Annotated in this window: 18 protein-coding genes; 16 read left to right on the top strand and 2 right to left on the bottom strand. The window is 42.4% G+C overall.

Features of this window, described 5'->3' with window-relative positions:
• Positions 1–41 precede the first annotated feature (41 nt).
• The 13 genes from AC4CS8_RS08805 (at position 42) to glnA (ending at position 14,257) form a co-directional block, all read left to right on the top strand.
• Positions 42–563: a GNAT family N-acetyltransferase gene (locus AC4CS8_RS08805; protein ID WP_493892827.1), complete on the top strand. Its 522-nt coding sequence runs from the start codon at positions 42–44 to the stop codon at positions 561–563.
• Positions 564–679: 116 nt separating this feature from the next.
• A complete protein-coding gene (locus AC4CS8_RS08800) occupies positions 680–2,377 on the top strand; it encodes an FAD-dependent oxidoreductase (protein ID WP_493892826.1) in 1,698 nt (565 codons plus the stop codon).
• On the top strand, positions 2,370–3,713 hold the full coding sequence (locus AC4CS8_RS08795; protein WP_493892825.1) for an APC family permease: 1,344 nt from the start codon (positions 2,370–2,372) through the stop codon (positions 3,711–3,713). The genes AC4CS8_RS08800 and AC4CS8_RS08795 overlap by 8 nt, the downstream gene beginning before the upstream one ends.
• Positions 3,710–4,969: a YeeE/YedE thiosulfate transporter family protein gene (locus tag AC4CS8_RS08790; RefSeq protein ID WP_493892824.1), complete on the top strand. Its 1,260-nt coding sequence runs from the start codon at positions 3,710–3,712 to the stop codon at positions 4,967–4,969. Before AC4CS8_RS08795 ends, AC4CS8_RS08790 begins: the two co-directional genes overlap by 4 nt.
• A gap of 93 nt (positions 4,970–5,062) precedes the next feature.
• On the top strand, positions 5,063–5,776 hold the full coding sequence (locus AC4CS8_RS08785; protein ID WP_493892823.1) for an ArsR/SmtB family transcription factor: 714 nt from the start codon (positions 5,063–5,065) through the stop codon (positions 5,774–5,776).
• A 189-nt stretch (positions 5,777–5,965) separates the two neighbouring features.
• Positions 5,966–6,379 carry a 30S ribosomal protein S12 gene (rpsL, locus tag AC4CS8_RS08780; RefSeq protein ID WP_222290947.1) on the top strand — a complete coding sequence of 138 codons (414 nt, stop codon included), beginning with the start codon at positions 5,966–5,968 and terminating at the stop codon, positions 6,377–6,379.
• A gap of 16 nt (positions 6,380–6,395) precedes the next feature.
• Positions 6,396–6,866: a 30S ribosomal protein S7 gene (rpsG, locus tag AC4CS8_RS08775; protein WP_029178040.1), complete on the top strand. Its 471-nt coding sequence runs from the start codon at positions 6,396–6,398 to the stop codon at positions 6,864–6,866.
• A 321-nt stretch (positions 6,867–7,187) separates the two neighbouring features.
• Positions 7,188–9,269, top strand: a complete 2,082-nt coding sequence (gene fusA / locus AC4CS8_RS08770; RefSeq protein WP_493892822.1) for an elongation factor G — start codon at positions 7,188–7,190, stop codon at positions 9,267–9,269.
• A 197-nt stretch (positions 9,270–9,466) separates the two neighbouring features.
• Positions 9,467–10,477, top strand: a complete 1,011-nt coding sequence (gap, locus tag AC4CS8_RS08765; RefSeq protein ID WP_024397990.1) for a type I glyceraldehyde-3-phosphate dehydrogenase — start codon at positions 9,467–9,469, stop codon at positions 10,475–10,477.
• Positions 10,478–10,623: 146 nt separating this feature from the next.
• Entirely contained in the window at positions 10,624–11,823 is a 1,200-nt protein-coding gene (locus tag AC4CS8_RS08760) for a phosphoglycerate kinase (protein ID WP_493892821.1), read from the top strand.
• A gap of 95 nt (positions 11,824–11,918) precedes the next feature.
• Positions 11,919–12,464 carry an FUSC family protein gene (locus AC4CS8_RS08755; protein WP_493892820.1) on the top strand — a complete coding sequence of 182 codons (546 nt, stop codon included), beginning with the start codon at positions 11,919–11,921 and terminating at the stop codon, positions 12,462–12,464.
• Between the two features lie 47 nt (positions 12,465–12,511).
• A complete protein-coding gene (locus tag AC4CS8_RS08750) occupies positions 12,512–12,871 on the top strand; it encodes a MerR family transcriptional regulator (RefSeq protein WP_493892819.1) in 360 nt (119 codons plus the stop codon).
• 39 nt (positions 12,872–12,910) lie between these two features.
• On the top strand, positions 12,911–14,257 hold the full coding sequence (glnA, locus tag AC4CS8_RS08745; protein ID WP_493892818.1) for a type I glutamate--ammonia ligase: 1,347 nt from the start codon (positions 12,911–12,913) through the stop codon (positions 14,255–14,257).
• A gap of 406 nt (positions 14,258–14,663) precedes the next feature.
• Here the strand turns inward: glnA and rnjA are convergent, their stop codons facing one another.
• Positions 14,664–16,343, bottom strand: coding sequence for a ribonuclease J1 (gene rnjA, locus AC4CS8_RS08740; protein WP_493892817.1), 1,680 nt, complete (start codon positions 16,341–16,343; stop codon positions 14,664–14,666).
• 3 nt (positions 16,344–16,346) lie between these two features.
• Positions 16,347–16,577: a DNA-dependent RNA polymerase subunit epsilon gene (locus AC4CS8_RS08735; RefSeq protein ID WP_002938523.1), complete on the bottom strand. Its 231-nt coding sequence runs from the start codon at positions 16,575–16,577 to the stop codon at positions 16,347–16,349.
• Between the two features lie 439 nt (positions 16,578–17,016).
• Between AC4CS8_RS08735 and tsaB the strand changes: the two genes are divergently transcribed.
• Genes tsaB through tsaD form a run of 3 tightly spaced genes read left to right on the top strand, consistent with a single transcriptional unit; the run spans position 17,017 to position 19,134 of the window.
• Complete coding sequence (gene tsaB / locus AC4CS8_RS08730) at positions 17,017–17,700, top strand: tRNA (adenosine(37)-N6)-threonylcarbamoyltransferase complex dimerization subunit type 1 TsaB (protein WP_493892816.1); 684 nt, start codon at positions 17,017–17,019, stop codon at positions 17,698–17,700.
• Positions 17,697–18,137 carry a ribosomal protein S18-alanine N-acetyltransferase gene (rimI, locus tag AC4CS8_RS08725; protein WP_493892815.1) on the top strand — a complete coding sequence of 147 codons (441 nt, stop codon included), beginning with the start codon at positions 17,697–17,699 and terminating at the stop codon, positions 18,135–18,137. The genes tsaB and rimI overlap by 4 nt, the downstream gene beginning before the upstream one ends.
• Positions 18,127–19,134: a tRNA (adenosine(37)-N6)-threonylcarbamoyltransferase complex transferase subunit TsaD gene (gene tsaD / locus AC4CS8_RS08720; protein WP_493892814.1), complete on the top strand. Its 1,008-nt coding sequence runs from the start codon at positions 18,127–18,129 to the stop codon at positions 19,132–19,134. The genes rimI and tsaD overlap by 11 nt, the downstream gene beginning before the upstream one ends.
• Positions 19,135–19,173 lie beyond the last annotated feature (39 nt).

Here is a 19,173-nt window from a genome sequence, read left to right as displayed (position 1 = left end):
TTGCCGTGCGGTTGAAGAACTCACTCGAGAGGCCTTTTGGAATGTTTACCACCCCGGTGCGACGGAGCACCTCATCGTCCATCAGCTACGTGGTCAGAGTCATGTGGTGTCGGACCTCAATCTTGTCGCTGAAGCTGATGGGGCATGTTCTTTATGTTGCGTCAGAAATCACAGTAGATGATACTAGTCTTCCTAGTCTGACCTTTGGACCCTTTAGCATTTTGCCAGAGCAGCAAGGCCGTGGTTATGGTCAGGCTTTTTTAGAGCATTCGCTGGCTTTGGCGGAAAATAGCGGAGCGGTATTGGTGGCTATTACTGGTTTTCCGGACTATTACAGTCGATTCGGTTTTGTCAAGGGAAAAGAAGTTGGCATTCGCTATCAGGCGGATCCAGAAGCCGATTATTTCTTGGTTAAGGTCTTTCAGCCGGAAGCTCTAGAAGGTAGGGACTGGTGGTTTACTGATCCGCCAGGTTATGCAGTGAATGAAGAGGCATTAGAAGACTTCGACAAAACCTTTCCCTATAAGGAGAAATTGGTCTTACCTGGGCAACTGGGAGAATAATAAAATAGTTATGTGAACAAGTGGTGGGAGACTGCCATTTTTATTTTGAAATCGTTGACAAACATTCAATTGAGTGATAGAATATGTTTGAGAAAAAAATCACAAAGGAGGTAACTATGGCAAAAAAATATATTGTTGTAGGTGGCGTCGCGGGAGGAGCATCTGTTGCAGCTCGTCTACGTAGAATTGATGAAACAAGTGAGATTCATATCTACGATAAAGGTTATGATATTTCTTTTTCTAATTGCTGCTTACCAAACTATTTTAGTGGTGAGGTGGAAAATATAGAGGATTTAGTTTTCTATAATTCCGAGAGTTTTAAGAAAACTTATAATCTAGATGCCAAGACTCGTCATGAAGTTCTTGAAATTCTTGCAGATGAGCACAAGGTTGTCGTAAAAAACCTTGATACAGGCGAGGAATTTCAAGACTGGTACGATGCCCTTATTCTGTCACCAGGTGCCAAAGCGATTCGGCCAACGAGTATTAAGGGGATTGATGCTCCTCATGTTTTTACGTTGAAAAATGTGTCGGATGTGCGGAATCTTGATCACTATCTCAATGATTCAAGTGTAGAACAGATAGTAGTGATTGGTGGAGGTTTTATTGGTGTTGAAGCTGTTGAATGTTTACGTCATTCTGGTAAGGAAGTGAGTCTTGTTGAAGCTAGTTCACAAATTATGACACCTTTTGATGATGACATGGTCCAGATGCTCCATAAGGAATTGTACGATAATGGTGTTCGACTTGTTTTGGAAGACAGTGTTGTGGAAATTACCAATGAGGAAGTTGTTCTACGTAGTGGGGACCGTTTGCCTGCACAAGCAGTTGTGTTAGCCATTGGGGTAACACCAGACGTTGATTTTGCTGTCAATTCTGGTATACAGTTAGGAGAAACTGGCGCGATTGAAGTGGATTATCGCTATCAAACAAACTTACCAGACGTTTATGCAGTCGGTGATGCAATTGAAGTAGTACACCACATCACAGGACAAAAAACAAGATTACCTCTCGCAGGTCCGGCTCAAAAGCAAGCTCGTAATGTGGCAGATGCTATTTCAGGAAAACAAAATCGGAATCGTGGTGTAATTGGCTCGTCTTGTATTCGTGTCTTTGGCTTAAATGCCGCAAATACAGGATTGAATGAAAAAGATTGCCAGAAAGCTGCCATAGATTATCGAGTAGCTTTAGTAATTCCAAATGACCGTGTTGGTTTAATGCCAGATGCTACGCCAATGCATTTCAAATTATTGTATCAGTATCCAACTGGAAAGATATTGGGAGCTCAAGCTATTAGCAAGGGTAATCCTGTTAAGAATATTAATGTAATTGCAACAGTAATCAGTTTTGGCGGTTATCTTGAGGATTTGAAAGACTTAGAATTGTGTTACGCCCCTGCGTTTTCAACGGCAAAAGACGTGGTTAATTTCGCTGGAATTGTTGGTCTAAATTACCTCAATGGAGATTACAAGCAAGTCTCTGTTACGAGTGTGCGTCGGTTAGTAGATGAAGGTGCATTTATTTTGGATGTTCGCGGCAGAGAAGCCTTTAACAAGTCTCATGTTGTCGGCGCGGTGAATATTCCTTTAGATGAAATCCGCGAACGAGTAGATGAAATTCCGAAAGACAGACCAGTTTACATTCATTGTCGGACTTCTTGGAACAGCTACTATGCTATACGTGCTTTGAAAGGTTATGGTTTTGAAAATATTATCAATGTTCAAGGATCTTTCTTGGCCTTGAGTTATTATGAGTATTTCAAGGATATGACAACCAATCGAACACCAATTGTAACGGGGTATAATTTTGAATAATGCCAGACAGACTTTATCGAAATTAGATGTTATTTCATTGGTAATTGGTTCTGTTATTGGTTGGGGTGCTTTTTATCTCCCAGGAAATAAATTTCTACCAGAAGCTGGGGTTGTTAACACAGCGCTTGCCTTCTTATTAGGAGCTGTGTTGATTTATTTTATTCAGATGGGCTACCATGTTATGATGGAGCACCATCATGAGCGGGGCGGAGAGTTTTCCTATGTACTTGCACATATGGGGCGTGGACATGGTTTTTTGGTTGGATGGGCGTTATCTTTTTGTTATCTGACCTTAATTCCTTTGAATGCTACTGCGATTGTTCTAGTGTTGAAACAATTAGTTGGAGGCGTTTCCTATGGATATCTCTACACAGTTGCTTCTTATCCTGTTTATATGACAGATTTGTTGATTACGACAGTGGTCATTCTAGTATTTTATTGGATTAACCTACAAGGAATTTCTCTGTCTATGCACTTACAGAAGATATTGATTACAAGTCTTGTAGTCATCGTTGTCATCGGCTTTATTTATATGATTTTCTTTGGAAACAGAGGTCAATTCATAAGCAGTTATGTAGAAGATGTTCATATTGACAGCGCAGCGATTTTGAAAGTATTAGCAATTATTCCGTTCCTTTTTGTGGGATTTGATATTGTACCTCAGGTTTTGACGGATCTTGGTTTTCCACATCGCTTTGCGACAAAAATGACAGTTTTAGCAACGATAGTCGGAATGCTAATCTACAATATGTTAAATGTGATTACTGCGTTGGCTTATTCTCCAATTCAGGCAACTAAGTTTGTCTGGGCGTCAGGAAGTGCTATTCTGGAGTATGCAGGTTGGATTGGTTTTTCTGGCTTATGTATTGCACTTTTTGCAGCAGTAGTTGGTGGGATTAACGGATTTCTGGTTGGGAGTAGCCGAGTACTGTCCTCCCTGGCAACTCACAACCTGCTTCCTGCTTACTTTGCCAAAGAAAATCACTACCAGGTACCGACAAACGCCTTACGATTTGTAACATTTATCAGTGTTCTTATGCCCTTATTGGGGAGAAGTGTGATTTTATATATTGTTGATTTGTCCAGTTTGATGGCTGCAGTAACCTATGCTTATGTTTGCTATATTAGTAGTAAGCTTGCTAGAAATCGGATGCAGCAATATCAAAGTTTACTGGGAATGCTGGTAGGGATTGCATTTGTCATCTTACTCGTCTTTCCCAATTCACCGAGCCAGCTGTCTCCCTATTCATTTGGGATTTTGGGAATTTGGATTGGTTTAGGATTTCTTTATTTTCATTTTACGAAGAATAAACACAATAAAAAGGAGTTTTTATGAAACAAGTGGAACGTTATAGCGGTTTTCTATTAGTAGCAGCTATTCTGGTCTTGGGACCAAAATTGCTATCATCTAATATGTTGTTTTTCCGCCTTATTATAGGAGTAGCCTTGGGCTACACACTTAGTCGAGGATATACGGGCTTTGCGGGTAGTGTCAATCGAGCTTATAGAACAGGTTCTACACGACTGATGCGTACAATGATGATGATGTTCTTTATTACAACTCTGCTAAGTACAGCTTTCTTGTTTAATGCAGATGCAACATCGTATGATTTGTGGGTGAATCCAATTAATTTAGGCCTCCTTTTAGGAGGGGTTCTATTTGGATTTGGGATGACCTTCTCCTCCTGTTGTGCCTCCGGAGTGTTGACAGACTTAGTTACAGCTTTGCCCCGCGGGTTGATTACTTTAGTATTTTTCTGTTTTGGTGTTTTTGTTGGTTTTCCAATTCAGAATTCAGCTAGCTGGATTACAAAATCTTGGTTTACAACGGAAGTTGGTTCTAAACTATATGGAGGTGTCTATCTTCCAGATTTGTTCAAATTTGATGGTTTAGATGGTTATTTAGGGGCATTGCTTCTTACAGGTCTCCTCTGTGGAATTGTTATTTGGTTCTCCTATCGATACGAAAATCATCGGAAGCAGGCGGACACATACACAGGTCACTTTGGTGAGAAAATTCAGGACATGGAAGTGGCGGAGTCTCTGGCGGATCCGACAGGAGAAACTAATTGGTATGACCGCCTATTTGTAAAAGCTTGGTCCTTGCGTAAGGCAGCGGTGATTCTTGCGATACTTTTCACGCTTTTAATGGGGGTAACAAAAGCTGGTTGGGGAGCAAGTACACCTTATGGCCTCTGGTTCGGCCAATTTTTGATGCTGTTTGGAGTTGACGCTAGTAGCTTAGCGGAGTTTAGTCTCATGCCAGAAGGTGCTTTTTCAACCCCATTCTTTGAACATCCTATTAGCACACAAAATTTCGGAATCATGCTTGGGACAATTATCTTCCTATTGACCTCGGGTACATTTAGTAAAGCAACTAAGTCTGAGTTGAAAATCACTCCCAAACAAGCTTTCTTTTTCGCTTTAGGTGGACTATTGATGGGATTTGGAACGCGCTTGTCCAATGGTTGTAATGTAGGAGCACTCTTTACTCCGATTGCTAATTATTCCTTGTCGGGTTGGATTTTCCTAGTCGTCCTCGTAGCAGGAGGTGTGCTAGGGAACATGGTTGCCAAGAAAGTGAATATCTAATTTCATCCTGAAAATACTTTGCTAGTTCTGACTGGCAGAGTATTTTTGATATGTGCTATAATGAAAGGCAGAAAGTTTCAACAAGGAGTAAGCATGACCCAAGAACGTCATTATATGGATCAAGTGTTTTTAGAGTATGTTCGGATTGCCAAAGCTCTTTCAAGTGAGAAGCGGTTAGAGATTCTTCATCGCTTGATTCATGGACCAAAGACTGTAGAGCAATTAACAAAAATGACAGATATGACAACAGCTAATACTTCGAGACATTTGCAAGTTTTGAAAGAAGCCTCGTTAGTCACGATTGAAAAAGACGGAAAATATATTTGGTACAGTATTTCTACTCCGACTGTAGAGAAATTACTGTACAATATTCACTCCATTAGCGAAGAACAATCTCCTATGCTGGACTGGATTGAAAAAAGTTATCTTAATCAGGACGAAGCTATTCAGACAATTGGGTTAGATGAAGCAAAGAACAAGGTTTTTACAAGTCAGGCTCAACTGGTAGATTTACGCTCTGTGAGTGAGTTTGAATTAGAGCATGTGGACGGTGCGCTGAACATCCCCTTCAATCAATTAGAAGAGCAGTTAGAAAAGTTGCAGTACGATAAACCTATTATTCTTTATTGTAGAGGTTTGTTTTGTACCTATGCCAATCAAGCAGCAGCTTATCTAAATAGGAAGGGCTACAATGCCTATAGTGTAAACGGAACCCATTTTGATTGGAAGCGAACAGATATGGCGGTAGAAAATGAGCGGAGTAAAATAGAGAGTCAAGAAAGTGTTTTAAAAGACCCTGCAAATTAAAAATACAAAAAAGTCATATCTATTTGACAAATATACGTGTCTATGGTATTATGATAAACGGTACTTTTTACTTTTGGTCTCTCAAGAGTGTACAGGGACGTGCTGACAAATGTTGCAAAAGTACACACAGATAGGGGTTGTCACCAATGCCCTATCACCAAAAATAAAAAAATATACAGGAGAATGTAGATGCCTACAATTAACCAGTTGGTACGTAAACCACGTAAGTCTAAAGTAGAAAAATCTAACTCACCAGCTTTGAACGTTGGTTACAACAGCCGTAAAAAAGTTCAAACAAATGTTTCTTCACCACAAAAACGTGGTGTAGCGACTCGTGTCGGAACAATGACACCTAAAAAACCTAACTCAGCCCTTCGTAAATTCGCTCGTGTACGTTTGAGCAACTTGATCGAAGTTACTGCTTATATCCCAGGTATCGGCCACAACTTGCAAGAGCACAGTGTTGTGCTTATCCGTGGTGGACGTGTAAAAGACCTTCCAGGGGTACGTTACCATATCGTTCGTGGTGCACTTGATACAGCAGGTGTAAACGACCGTAAGCAAGGCCGTTCTAAATACGGTACAAAACGTCCAAAAGGGTAAGAAGGGAGAAATATAAATGAGTCGTAAGAATCAAGCGCCTAAGCGCGAAGTATTGCCAGATCCATTGTATAACTCAAAATTGGTAACTCGTTTGATCAACCGTGTTATGTTGGACGGCAAACGTGGTACTGCTGCATCAATCGTTTACGGTGCTTTTGATCAAATCAAAGAAGCAACTGGCAACGATGCACTTGAAGTATTTGAAACAGCAATGGAAAACATCATGCCTGTACTTGAAGTACGTGCACGTCGTGTTGGTGGTTCTAACTACCAAGTTCCAGTTGAAGTTCGTCCAGAGCGTCGTACAACACTTGGTCTTCGTTGGTTGGTAACAATCGCTCGTAACCGTGGTGAGCACACTATGGTTGATCGCCTTGCGAAAGAAATCATGGATGCTGCAAACAATACTGGTGCAGCAGTTAAGAAACGTGAAGACACCCACAAAATGGCAGAAGCGAACCGTGCATTCGCACACTTCCGCTGGTAAGATTAAGATACAGAGAACGTGCCTGCCGACGAAAAATAGGAAATCGAAGCAAAATGTTTTTGCATTCAATGAGATTTATCTTTTTTCGTTGCCAGCAGGCCGTTCGAGTTCAGTTCGACATTGGATATACGCAAGTTAACTGAATTTAATCTAAGATGAATGAACTTTGTTTAATCATCACAAATAAGATTGAGAATTCCTCATCTACTTCACACCATTAGTAAGAAATTAAGCGGGTGGGATTTGCCCACTCGCTTTTCTTAAAATGTGGTCTGTGGTATAATAAACAATAGAAAATAAAAATATAGGAGAACAAACCTCATGGCACGCGAATTTTCATTAGAAAAAACTCGTAATATCGGTATCATGGCGCACGTTGACGCGGGTAAAACAACGACAACTGAGCGTATTCTTTACTACACTGGTAAAATCCACAAGATCGGTGAAACTCACGAAGGTGCATCACAAATGGACTGGATGGAGCAAGAGCAAGAACGTGGTATCACTATCACATCTGCTGCGACAACAGCTCAATGGAACAACCACCGTGTAAACATCATCGACACACCAGGACACGTGGACTTCACAATCGAAGTACAGCGTTCACTTCGCGTTCTTGATGGTGCGGTAACCGTTCTTGACTCACAATCAGGTGTTGAGCCTCAAACTGAAACAGTTTGGCGTCAAGCAACTGAGTACGGAGTTCCACGTATCGTATTTGCTAACAAAATGGATAAAATCGGTGCTGACTTCCTTTACTCAGTAAGCACACTTCATGAGCGTCTTCAAGCAAATGCTCACCCAATTCAATTGCCAATCGGTTCTGAAGATGAGTTCCGTGGAATCATCGACTTGATCAAGATGAAAGCTGAAATCTATACTAACGACCTTGGTACAGATATTCTTGAAGAAGATATTCCTGCTGAATACCTTGAGCAAGCTGAAGAATACCGTGAAAAATTGGTTGAAGCAGTTGCTGAAACTGATGAAGAATTGATGATGAAATACCTTGAAGGTGAAGAAATCGCTAACGAAGAATTGAAAGCTGCTATCCGTAAAGCAACTATCAACGTTGAATTCTTCCCAGTATTGTGTGGTTCTGCCTTCAAAAACAAAGGTGTTCAATTGATGCTTGATGCGGTTATCGACTACCTTCCAAGCCCAGTTGACATCCCAGCTATCAAGGGGATTAACCCAGATACAGATGCTGAAGAAGAGCGTCATGCTTCTGATGAAGAGCCATTTGCAGCTCTTGCCTTCAAGATCATGACTGACCCATTCGTAGGTCGTTTGACATTCTTCCGTGTGTACTCAGGTGTTCTTAACAGCGGTTCATACGTATTGAATACTTCAAAAGGTAAACGCGAGCGTATCGGACGTATCCTTCAAATGCACGCAAACAGCCGTCAAGAAATTGAAACTGTTTACGCTGGTGACATCGCCGCTGCGGTTGGTTTGAAAGATACAACAACTGGTGACTCATTGACAGATGAAAAAGCTAAAGTAATCCTTGAGTCAATCCACGTTCCAGAACCAGTTATCCAATTGATGGTTGAGCCTAAGTCTAAAGCTGACCAAGACAAGATGGGTATCGCCCTGTCTAAATTGGCTGAAGAAGATCCAACATTCCGTGTTGAAACAAACGTTGAAACTGGTGAAACAGTTATCTCTGGTATGGGTGAGTTGCACTTGGATGTCCTTGTTGACCGTATGCGTCGTGAATTCAAGGTTGAAGCAAACGTAGGTGCTCCTCAAGTATCATACCGTGAAACATTCCGCGCTTCTACACAAGCTCGTGGTTTCTTCAAACGCCAGTCTGGTGGTAAAGGTCAATTCGGTGATGTTTGGATTGAATTCACACCAAACGAAGAAGGTAAAGGTTTCGAGTTCGAGAACGCTATCGTCGGTGGTGTGGTTCCACGTGAATTCATCCCAGCGGTTGAAAAAGGTCTCGTAGAATCTATGGCTAACGGTGTTCTTGCTGGTTACCCAATCGTTGACGTTAAAGCGAAGCTTTACGATGGTTCATACCACGATGTCGACTCATCTGAAACAGCCTTCAAAGTGGCAGCATCTCTTGCCCTTAAAGAAGCGGCTAAGTCAGCTCAACCAACTATCCTTGAGCCAATGATGCTCGTAACAATCACTGCACCAGAAGATAACCTTGGTGACGTTATGGGTCACGTTACTGCACGTCGTGGTCGCGTTGATGGTATGGAAGCTCGTGGTAACACACAAATCGTTCGTGCTTATGTACCACTTGCTGAAATGTTCGGTTACGCAACTGTTCTTCGTTCAGCAACACAAGGTCGCGGTACCTTCATGATGGTATTTGACCACTACGAAGATGTACCAAAATCTGTACAAGATGAAATCATTAAGAAAAACGGCGGTAATGCTTAATTGCCCCTAAGGACTGGATTTTCCGGTCCTTTTTCTATAAAAAGAGTAGCTAGGTCTTGCTATTTTGGCGGATAAGTTATATAATGAAAATGTTGAAAAAGTAACCTGTATGCTTACAAGTTAAAATTTTCACAAAAGGATTAAAAGGCTTGCCTTTTAAAATATAGAACTCGATTTTCATAAGGAGGAAATCATTCATGGTAGTTAAAGTTGGTATTAACGGTTTTGGACGTATCGGTCGTCTTGCTTTCCGTCGTATCCAAAACGTAGAAGGTGTTGAAGTTACTCGTATCAACGACCTTACAGATCCAGCAATGCTTGCACACTTGTTGAAATATGACACAACTCAAGGTCGTTTCGACGGTACTGTTGAAGTTAAAGATGGTGGTTTTGAAGTTAACGGTAAATTCGTTAAAGTTTCTGCTGAGCGTGAGCCAGGAAACATTGACTGGGCTACTGACGGTGTAGATATCGTTTTGGAAGCAACAGGTTTCTTTGCTTCTAAAGAAAAAGCTGAACAACACATCCACGCTAACGGTGCTAAAAAAGTTGTTATCACTGCTCCTGGTGGTAACGATGTTAAGACTGTTGTATTTAACACTAACCACGACATCCTTGATGGTACTGAAACAGTTATCTCAGGTGCTTCATGTACTACAAACTGTTTGGCTCCAATGGCTAAAGCTCTTCATGACAACTTCGGTATCGTTGAAGGTTTGATGACTACAATCCACGGTTACACTGGTGACCAAATGGTTCTTGACGGACCACACCGTGGTGGTGACCTTCGTCGTGCTCGTGCTGCTGCTGCAAACATCGTTCCTAACTCAACTGGTGCTGCTAAAGCTATCGGCTTGGTAATCCCAGAATTGAACGGTAAATTGGATGGTGCTGCACAACGTGTTCCAGTTCCAACAGGTTCTGTAACTGAATTGGTAGCAGTACTTGACAAAAATGTTACTGCTGAAGAAGTTAACGCTGCAATGAAAGCTGCTTCAAACGAATCTTATGGTTACACTGAAGACCAAATCGTTTCTTCAGATATCGTAGGTATCTCATTCGGTTCATTGTTCGACGCAACTCAAACTAAAGTTCTTGACGTTGACGGCAAACAATTGGTGAAAGTTGTTTCATGGTATGACAACGAAATGTCTTACACTTCACAACTTGTTCGTACTCTTGAGTACTTCGCAAAAATCGCTAAATAATCCTTAGTGAAAATCGAAGAGGCTTCGGCCTCTTTTTTTCATTCGTTCTTTTTGCAGATTTGTGAAAAAAATATCTTTATACAAGAAAAAATACAGAAAATATGGTACAATGGTAGGGTAAATTTAAATTAAGGAGTTCTTATCTAATGGCAAAATTGACTGTTAAAGATGTAGAATTGAAAGGCAAAAAAGTTCTTGTCCGTGTGGACTTCAACGTGCCTTTGAAAGATGGCGTTATCACTAACGATAACCGTATTACAGCAGCTCTTCCAACGATCAAGTATATTCTTGAGCAAGGTGGACGTGCAATTCTTTTCTCTCACCTTGGACGTGTGAAAGAAGAAGCAGATAAAGAAGGTAAATCATTGGCACCTGTAGCAGCTGACTTGGCAGCTAAATTGGGTCAAGATGTTGCTTTCATCGCTGGTGCTACTCGTGGTGCTGAATTGGAAGCTGCTATCAATGCTTTGGAAGATGGACAAGTTCTCCTTGTTGAAAACACTCGTTTCGAAGATGTTGATGGTAAGAAAGAATCTAAAAACGACGAAGAACTTGGAAAATACTGGGCTTCACTTGGCGATGGAATCTTCGTTAACGATGCATTTGGTACAGCTCACCGTGCACACGCATCAAACGTTGGTATTTCAGCAAACGTTGAAAAAGCAGTAGCTGGTTTCCTTTTGGAAAACGAAATTGCTTACATCCAAGAAGCTGTTGAAACTCCAGAACGCCCATTCATCGCAATCCTTGGTGGTTCAAAAGTATCTGATAAGATTGGTGTTATCGAGAACCTTCTTGAAAAAGCTGACAAAGTCCTTATCGGTGGTGGTATGACTTACACATTCTACAAAGCTCAAGGTATCGAAATCGGTAACTCACTTGTAGAAGAAGATAAATTGGATGTTGCAAAAGCTCTTCTTGAAAAAGCTAACGGTAAATTGATCTTGCCAGTTGACTCAAAAGAAGCGAACGCATTTGCAGGTTACACTGAAGTTCGTGATACAGAAGGTGAAGCAGTTTCTGAAGGCTTCCTTGGTCTTGACATCGGTCCTAAGTCAATCGCTAAATTCGATGCAGAATTGACTGGTGCGAAGACAGTTGTTTGGAACGGTCCTATGGGTGTGTTTGAAAACCCAGATTTCCAAGCTGGTACAATCGGTGTAATGGACGCTATCGTGAAACAACCAGGCGTGAAATCAATCATCGGTGGTGGTGACTCAGCTGCAGCAGCTATCAACCTTGGCCGTGCAGACAAGTTCTCATGGATCTCAACTGGTGGTGGCGCATCTATGGAACTTCTTGAAGGTAAAGTATTGCCAGGTCTCGCAGCTTTGACTGAAAAATAATTCTATAAATGTGAAGGTGCCGTCAGGTGCCTTTTTTTTATCATAAAAACAGATAAATTTTCGGAGATTTATTTAATTCATGTTAGAATAGAAATATGTTTAAGAAATATCGATTTAATCCAAAAGAATTTAAATTGGGAATGCGAACCCTCAAATCTGGTCTAGCTGTTTTTTTTGTTATCTTGCTCTTCGGCCTGTTTGGCTGGCAAGGAATTCAGATTGCAGCTTTGACAGCTGTTTTTAGCTTACGGGAAGATTTTGACCAAAGTGTACACTTTGGTACATCACGCATATTGGGTAACTCCATAGGAGGCTTATATGCTCTGCTGTTCTTCATTATTGACGGTCTGTTTGCTAATCATTATCTGGTAGCTTTATTCTGTGTACCGATTTGTGTCATGCTGACTATTATGACCAATGTGGCAATGAACAATAAGGCAGGAATTATCGGAGGTGTATCGGCGATGCTGATTATCACCTTATCTATCCCGTCAGGTAATGCCATAGAATATGTATTTGTGCGAGTGTTTGAAACTTTCGTTGGTGTTTTTGTTGCGATTTTAGTTAATTATGACATTGATAAGTTAAAAAAACGCTTCCAAAGGCAAGAACATGTCAGAAAACATGACATCGATGATTGACGGATGAAAAAAAATAGCCTATAATAGAAATCAGAAAGGAGCTTCCTATGAGAGAAAAAGAGTTTCGTAGATCGTTGGCTGTCTTTCCAATTGGTAGTGTTATGAAATTAACGGATTTGACAGCTCGTCAAATTCGCTATTATGAGGAACATGGGCTGATTTATCCCAATCGTAATGAGGGGAATCGGCGTCTCTACTCTTTGAATGACATGGATCTTTTATTGGAGATAAAGGATTTTCTAGATGAAGGCTTAAATATTGCAGCAATCAAGAAGGAATATGCTAATCGCAAGTTGAAGCAGGAGCAAGAAAAGACTTTGACGGATGAAGATGTGCGACGCATTCTCCAGGATGAGCTTCGTAATCAAGGACGCTTTTCTAGTCCAAGTAGTAGTATTTTTCGCTAGTCAGTCAACTGACTTTAGGAATAGACAAAAGGAGATACAATGGCCAATACAGTAGCGGATATCAAACGCGACATTCAAGAAAAAAACGTAACGTTTATTCGTTTAATGTTTACTGATATTTTAGGAGTTATGAAAAACGTTGAAATTCCGGCGACTGAGGAACAAGTAGATAAAGTCTTGTCAAATAAGGCAATGTTTGACGGATCATCTATTGAAGGATTTGTTCGAATCAATGAATCAGATATGTATCTTTATCCGGATTTAGATACATGGACTATTTTCCCTTGGGGTGATGAAAATGGTCGTGTTGCTGGTTTGATTTGTGATATTTACACTACTGAAGGTGAACCTTTTGCAGGAGATCCTCGTGGGAACTTGAAAAAGGCTTTGCGCCACATGGAAGCTGTAGGATTCTCTTCTTTCAATTTGGGACCAGAACCAGAGTTCTTCCTTTTCAAAATGGACGAATCTGGGAACCCAACTTTGGAAGTTAATGATAAGGGAGGCTATTTTGACCTAGCTCCAACTGACTTAGCCGATAATACTCGCCGTGAGATTGTGAACGTCTTGACAGAAATGGGCTTTGAAGTAGAGGCTAGTCACCATGAAGTTGCTGTAGGGCAACATGAAATCGACTTCAAATATGCAGATGTTCTTAAGGCTTGTGACAATATTCAAATTTTCAAACTGGTTGTTAAAACGATTGCTCGTAAGCATGGTCTTTATGCGACCTTTATGGCTAAACCTAAGTTTGGTATTGCTGGATCAGGTATGCACTGCAATATGTCTCTCTTTGACAAGGATGGCAATAATGCTTTCTTTGATCCGTCTGACCCACGTGGGATGCAATTATCACAGACTGCTTATTACTTCCTAGGTGGTTTGTTGGAGCACGCTTATAACTATACCGCTATTACTAACCCAACTGTTAACTCTTATAAACGTTTGGTTCCTGGATTTGAAGCACCTGTATACATCGCTTGGGCGGGTAAAAACCGTTCGCCATTAGTACGTGTTCCAGCTTCACGCGGTATGGGAACACGTTTGGAATTGCGTTCAGTAGATCCAACAGCCAATCCATATTTAGCCATGGCCGTCCTTTTGGAAGTAGGTTTAGATGGTATTGAAAATAAGATTGAGGCGCCTACGCCAGTTGAAACAAATATATATGCTATGAGTGATGAGCAACGTCGAGAGGTAGGGATTACAGATCTTCCTTCAACTCTTCACAATGCTTTGAAGGCTCTTCGTAAAGATGAAGTTGTTCGTGCAGCCCTTGGTGATCATATTTATACTAACTTTATTGAAGCTAAGAAAATTGAATGGGCTAGCTATGCGACTTATGTTTCTCAGTGGGAAATTGATAACTATTTGGATATGTATTAAAAAAATGACCCGTCAGGGTCATTTTTTCATGAGCTTGAAAATAGGAAAGCAACTAAGAACCTACTGTTCCCTAGTTATCATCTCTTTTATTTTCGCATATTCATTTTCAGTATCCAAGCTAAAAAGGTCCAATGGACCTTTGTTTTCGCTTTTCTATTTTTAGGCTCCAAGCTAAAAAGGTCCACTGGACCACTATTTTCGCTTTTCTATTTTTAGGCTCCAAGCTAAAAAGGTCCACTGGACCACTATTTTCGCTTTTCCATTTTTAGGCTCCCAGCTAAAAAGGTCCACTGGACTATTATTTTCGCTTTTCCATTTTTAGGCTCCAAGCTAAAAAGGTCCACTGGACCATTATTTTCGCTTTTCCATTTTTAAGCTCCAAGATAAAAAGGTCCAGTGGACCTTTTTATTTATCCGGAGTGAGAATCATTGGAATAATGATTGGTTCACGCTCTGTTTTTTCGTAGAGGAATGGTCGTAGAGCATTAACGATGGCACCGTTGACCGTTTGAATATTGGCTTCCTTGTTTTTTAAAGCCATTCGAATCGCATTAAATAGTATGCGTTGGCTTTCGCGAATAAGATCACCAGATTCACGCATGTAGATGAAACCCCGGCTGAGTATATCCGGACCTGCCAGAATCATCTTGGACTTGAAATCAACGGTTGCGACTGCAAGAACGACACCGTCTTCTGAAAGGTCGCGTCGGTCCTTGAGGACAGCGGCACCGATTTCACCAATACGGTTTCCGTCAACGTAGATGTCTTGGGCATTGAAGTGACCCGCTAGACGTGCAGAATCCTTTGTCAATGCTAGGACATCACCGTTTTCCATGATGAAGATATTATCTTTTGGTACACCTGTGTCCACTGCCAGACTGGCATGGATTTTTTGCATGCGGTATTCACCATGGACAGGCATGAAGAATTTTGGCTTGATCAGGCGGAGCATGAGTTTCTGTTCTTGCTGACCACCGTGTCCGGAAGTATGGATGTTGTTAATCTTACCGTGAATGACTTCAACACCGGCTTCAATCAAGATGTTGATGAGCTTGTTAACACCTGTGGTATTTCCCGGAATAGGACTGGATGAGAAAATGACCGTGTCGCCTGGTTGGAGTTGCACTTGGCGGTGGGTACCGTGGGCGATACGTGAGAGGGCTGCCATAGGCTCACCTTGGCTACCTGTACAGAGAATCATAATTTCGCTGGCAGGGTATTCCTTAATCTCATTTGGCTCGATGAAGGTATCCTTTGGCATTTTGATGTAACCGAGTTCGATACCGTTGACAATGGCCTTCTCCATAGAACGTCCAAAAACGGCGATTTTGCGTCCTGTTCTGACAGCCGCTTCTGCTGCTTGTTGCAGACGGAAGATGTTGGAGGCAAAGGAGGCGAAGATAATGCGTCCGTGAATGCCTTCAATCAGCTTCATGATGGACTGGCCGACCACTTTTTCCGAGTTGGTAAAGGTTGGAACTTCGGCGTTGGTAGAGTCGGAGAGGAGGCAGAGAACACCTTCTTCACCGAGGGCAGCCATACGGTGCAGGTCTGCAGGCTCACCAACAGGCGTGAAGTCGAACTTGAAGTCACCAGTACAGACGATTTTTCCTTGGGGGGTATCAACGACGATACCAAGTGGTTCTGGAATGGAGTGGGTGGTACGGAAGAAGCTGACCTTGAGGTATTTGAAAGTCAACTCTGTGTTATGATTGATTTCATGCAAAGTCGCGTCACGGAGCAGTCCGTGTTCTTCCAATTTGCCTCGAATGAGGGCGAGAGCTAAAGGTCCAGCATAGATTGGGACATTGGCTTGCTTGAGTAAGAAGGGAATGCCGCCGATATGGTCTTCGTGTCCGTGGGTAATGACCAGACCTTTAACACGGTCTAGGTTTTCAACGATATAGGAGTAGTCTGGGATAACGTAGTCGATACCCAATAGGTCATCTTCAGGGAACTTGATACCAGCATCGACGATGATAATTTCATCCTTGTACTCGATGCCGTAAGTGTTTTTCCCGATTTCTCCCAAACCACCGATGGCGAATACGCCAACTTCATGAGGTTTTAGATTGACTGATGACATGGATTAAAACTCCGTAATTTTAAAATCTGCGTGCTCTTTCTCGTATTCAAGGTGATTGTCTGATAAGAGGTCGATAAATTCGATATTGTATTCAGGGCGGTTGGTTTCCACCAATTCACGCGCGATAATACGACCTTCCAATTCTGACGCAGCATCGATGTCTAAGTAAAGGGCGCGTGTTTGCTCACGACGTGGGCTAATTTTTGATTCTTGATAGAATACTTTATAAATCATGTGTAGTGTAGTTCCTTTCTTTTGAACTGGCAACTATGAAAAAAGCCTCAAACAGTCCCAACTGTTTGGTAATGTCTATTCAATTTTCTCGAGTTGTCGATTTATCCAGTCTAAATATTACTCTTCATTATACCATAAAATATGCTGATGGTAAAAGGGTTTGGTAGGAAAATGGAAAAGTGTTGTGATTTTCAGAAATTCTTTGTTTCAGAAGGGGATAAATCAAAGAAATGAGTTAGGATTCCGAATGTATTGGGATAGTTGAGCTTGTGTGGTGAACAATACAATTCAATTGTCAGATGGAGATATGAAATGCTGGGATGACAAATCGATTCTATCCGATAACCAACTTGAAATCATCACCGATTCTTTTCATTATTTGAAAAATTCCCTAAGATAGCTTACAATAGAGAGTAGCATTGTAAGGAAAGAGAAACTTATGAAAATACTAGCTTTAGACAGCTCCAATCAGGCTCTTTCGGTGGCCTTGGTGGAGGACGGTCGTTTGCAGGCGGAAACCCTGCTGGCTGTCAAGAAAAATCATAGTATCAGCCTCATGCCTGTTGTCGATTTTTTGGTGGCACAGGTTGGCTGGACGCCCAAAGACTTGGAGCGGATTGTGGTCGCTCAGGGCCCTGGCTCCTACACGGGTCTGCGGGTGGCGGTGGCGACTGCCAAGACCCTAGCCTATACCCTCAAGATCGACTTGGTGGGGCTATCCAGTCTTCAGTCCCTGGTTCCGTCCAACCTGACGGGTCTGGTGGTGCCCCTCATCGATGCTCGCCGTAACTGTGTCTATGCAGGTGTTTATGAAAATGGCGGAGCAGTAGAGGCGGATAAGTACTGGTCTTTTGAGGACCTACTATCTAGCCTGTCTGGTAAAGAAAATATTACCTTTGTTGGTGAAGTAGAAAACTTTATCGAGCAGATTGGTCAAGCCTTGCCAACTGCCTGTTATCAAACCAGTCTGCCGTCTGCCTACCAACTAGCCTTGATTGGTCAAGCCTTGCCAGCGGCAGATGTCACTAGCTTTGAGCCTAATTATCTCAAGCGGGTAGAAGCTGAGGAAAACTGGCTCAAGGACAACCAAGCTGGCTCAGAAAGTTATATCAAGCGAGTATGATAGAAATTAAACACTACGACGGTCAGGAAAATCTGGCAGAGGCTGTTTATGCGGTTATGCAGTCAGTTTATGAGCAATCTCCCTGGACCCTGGAGCAGATTGTGACTAGTATGGTTAGTCAGGATGAGGATTATTATCTGGCCTATGAGGGTCAGGAGCTAGTCGGTTTTTTGGCTGTGCAGACGATGCTGGATGAGATGGAAATCTTGCAGATTGCTGTCAGGGCTGATTTTCAGAGGTTGGGAATCGCCAGTCAGCTGATGGCTGCTGTGATGGACTGGGAAGGGGACATCTTCCTCGAAGTGAGGGAGTCCAATAGCGCAGCTCAGGCCCTCTATACACGCCAGCGTTTTACCAAAATAGGAAAACGAAAAGACTACTACCGCCATCCTGTCGAGGACGCGGTGCTAATGAAGAGAGAACGTGATGAAAGATAGATTGATTTTGGCGATTGAGACTTCGTGTGACGAGACCTCGGTGGCTGTTTTGCGGAATGAGGCGGAGCTTTTGTCCAATGTCATTGCCAGCCAAATTGCCAGCCACCAGCGTTTTGGTGGGGTGGTGCCAGAGGTGGCTAGTCGTCACCATGTGGAAGTGATTACGGCTTGTATCGAGGAAGCCTTACTGGAGGCCGAGGTGACGGCAGAGGACCTGACGGCTGTGGCTGTGACCTATGGACCTGGCTTGGTCGGTGCCTTGCTGGTCGGGATTTCGGCTGCCAAGGCCTTTGCCTGGGCCAATGGTCTGCCGCTCATTCCTGTCAACCACATGGCAGGGCATTTAATGGCGGCACGGGCGGTTAAGGACTTGGAGTTTCCGCTCTTGGCACTGTTGGTCAGCGGTGGACATACGGAGTTGGTCTATGTGTCGGAGGCAGGGGACTACAAGATTGTCGGCGAAACGCGAGATGATGCGGTCGGAGAGGCCTACGACAAGGTGGGACGCGTCATGGGGCTTCCTTATCCAGCTGGTCGTGTGATTGATGAATTGGCGCATGAGGGGCAAGACATTTATGACTTCCCTCGTGCTATGATAAAAGAAGACAATCTGGAATTTTCTTTCTCAGGATTAAAATCTGCTTTTATCAACCTCTACCACAATGCCCAACAAAAAGGGGAAAGCTTGTCCAATGCGGATTTGTCAGCCTCTTTCCAAGCTTGTGTTATGGACATTCTCATGGCTAAGACCAAGAAGGCCTTGGAACAATACCCTGTTAAAACCTTGGTCGTAGCGGGCGGTGTAGCAGCCAATCAGGGCTTGCGAGAGCGGTTGGCGGCTGAAATCACGGATGTGGAGGTTATCATTCCCCCGCTTCGTCTCTGTGGAGATAATGCGGGCATGATTGCCTTGGCAGCCGTTAGTGAATATAACAAGGAAAACTTTGCTGGTTGGGATTTGAATGCCAAACCAAGTCTAGCTTTTGAGAATTTGTAAGAAAGAAACAGCTGGATTTTGATGCCCAGCTTTTTCTAA

Source organism: Streptococcus sp. NSSLK0004 (assembly GCF_059039125.1).
Note: the sequence above shows the minus strand (reverse complement) of the source record. Positions and strands in the feature narration are given on the sequence as shown.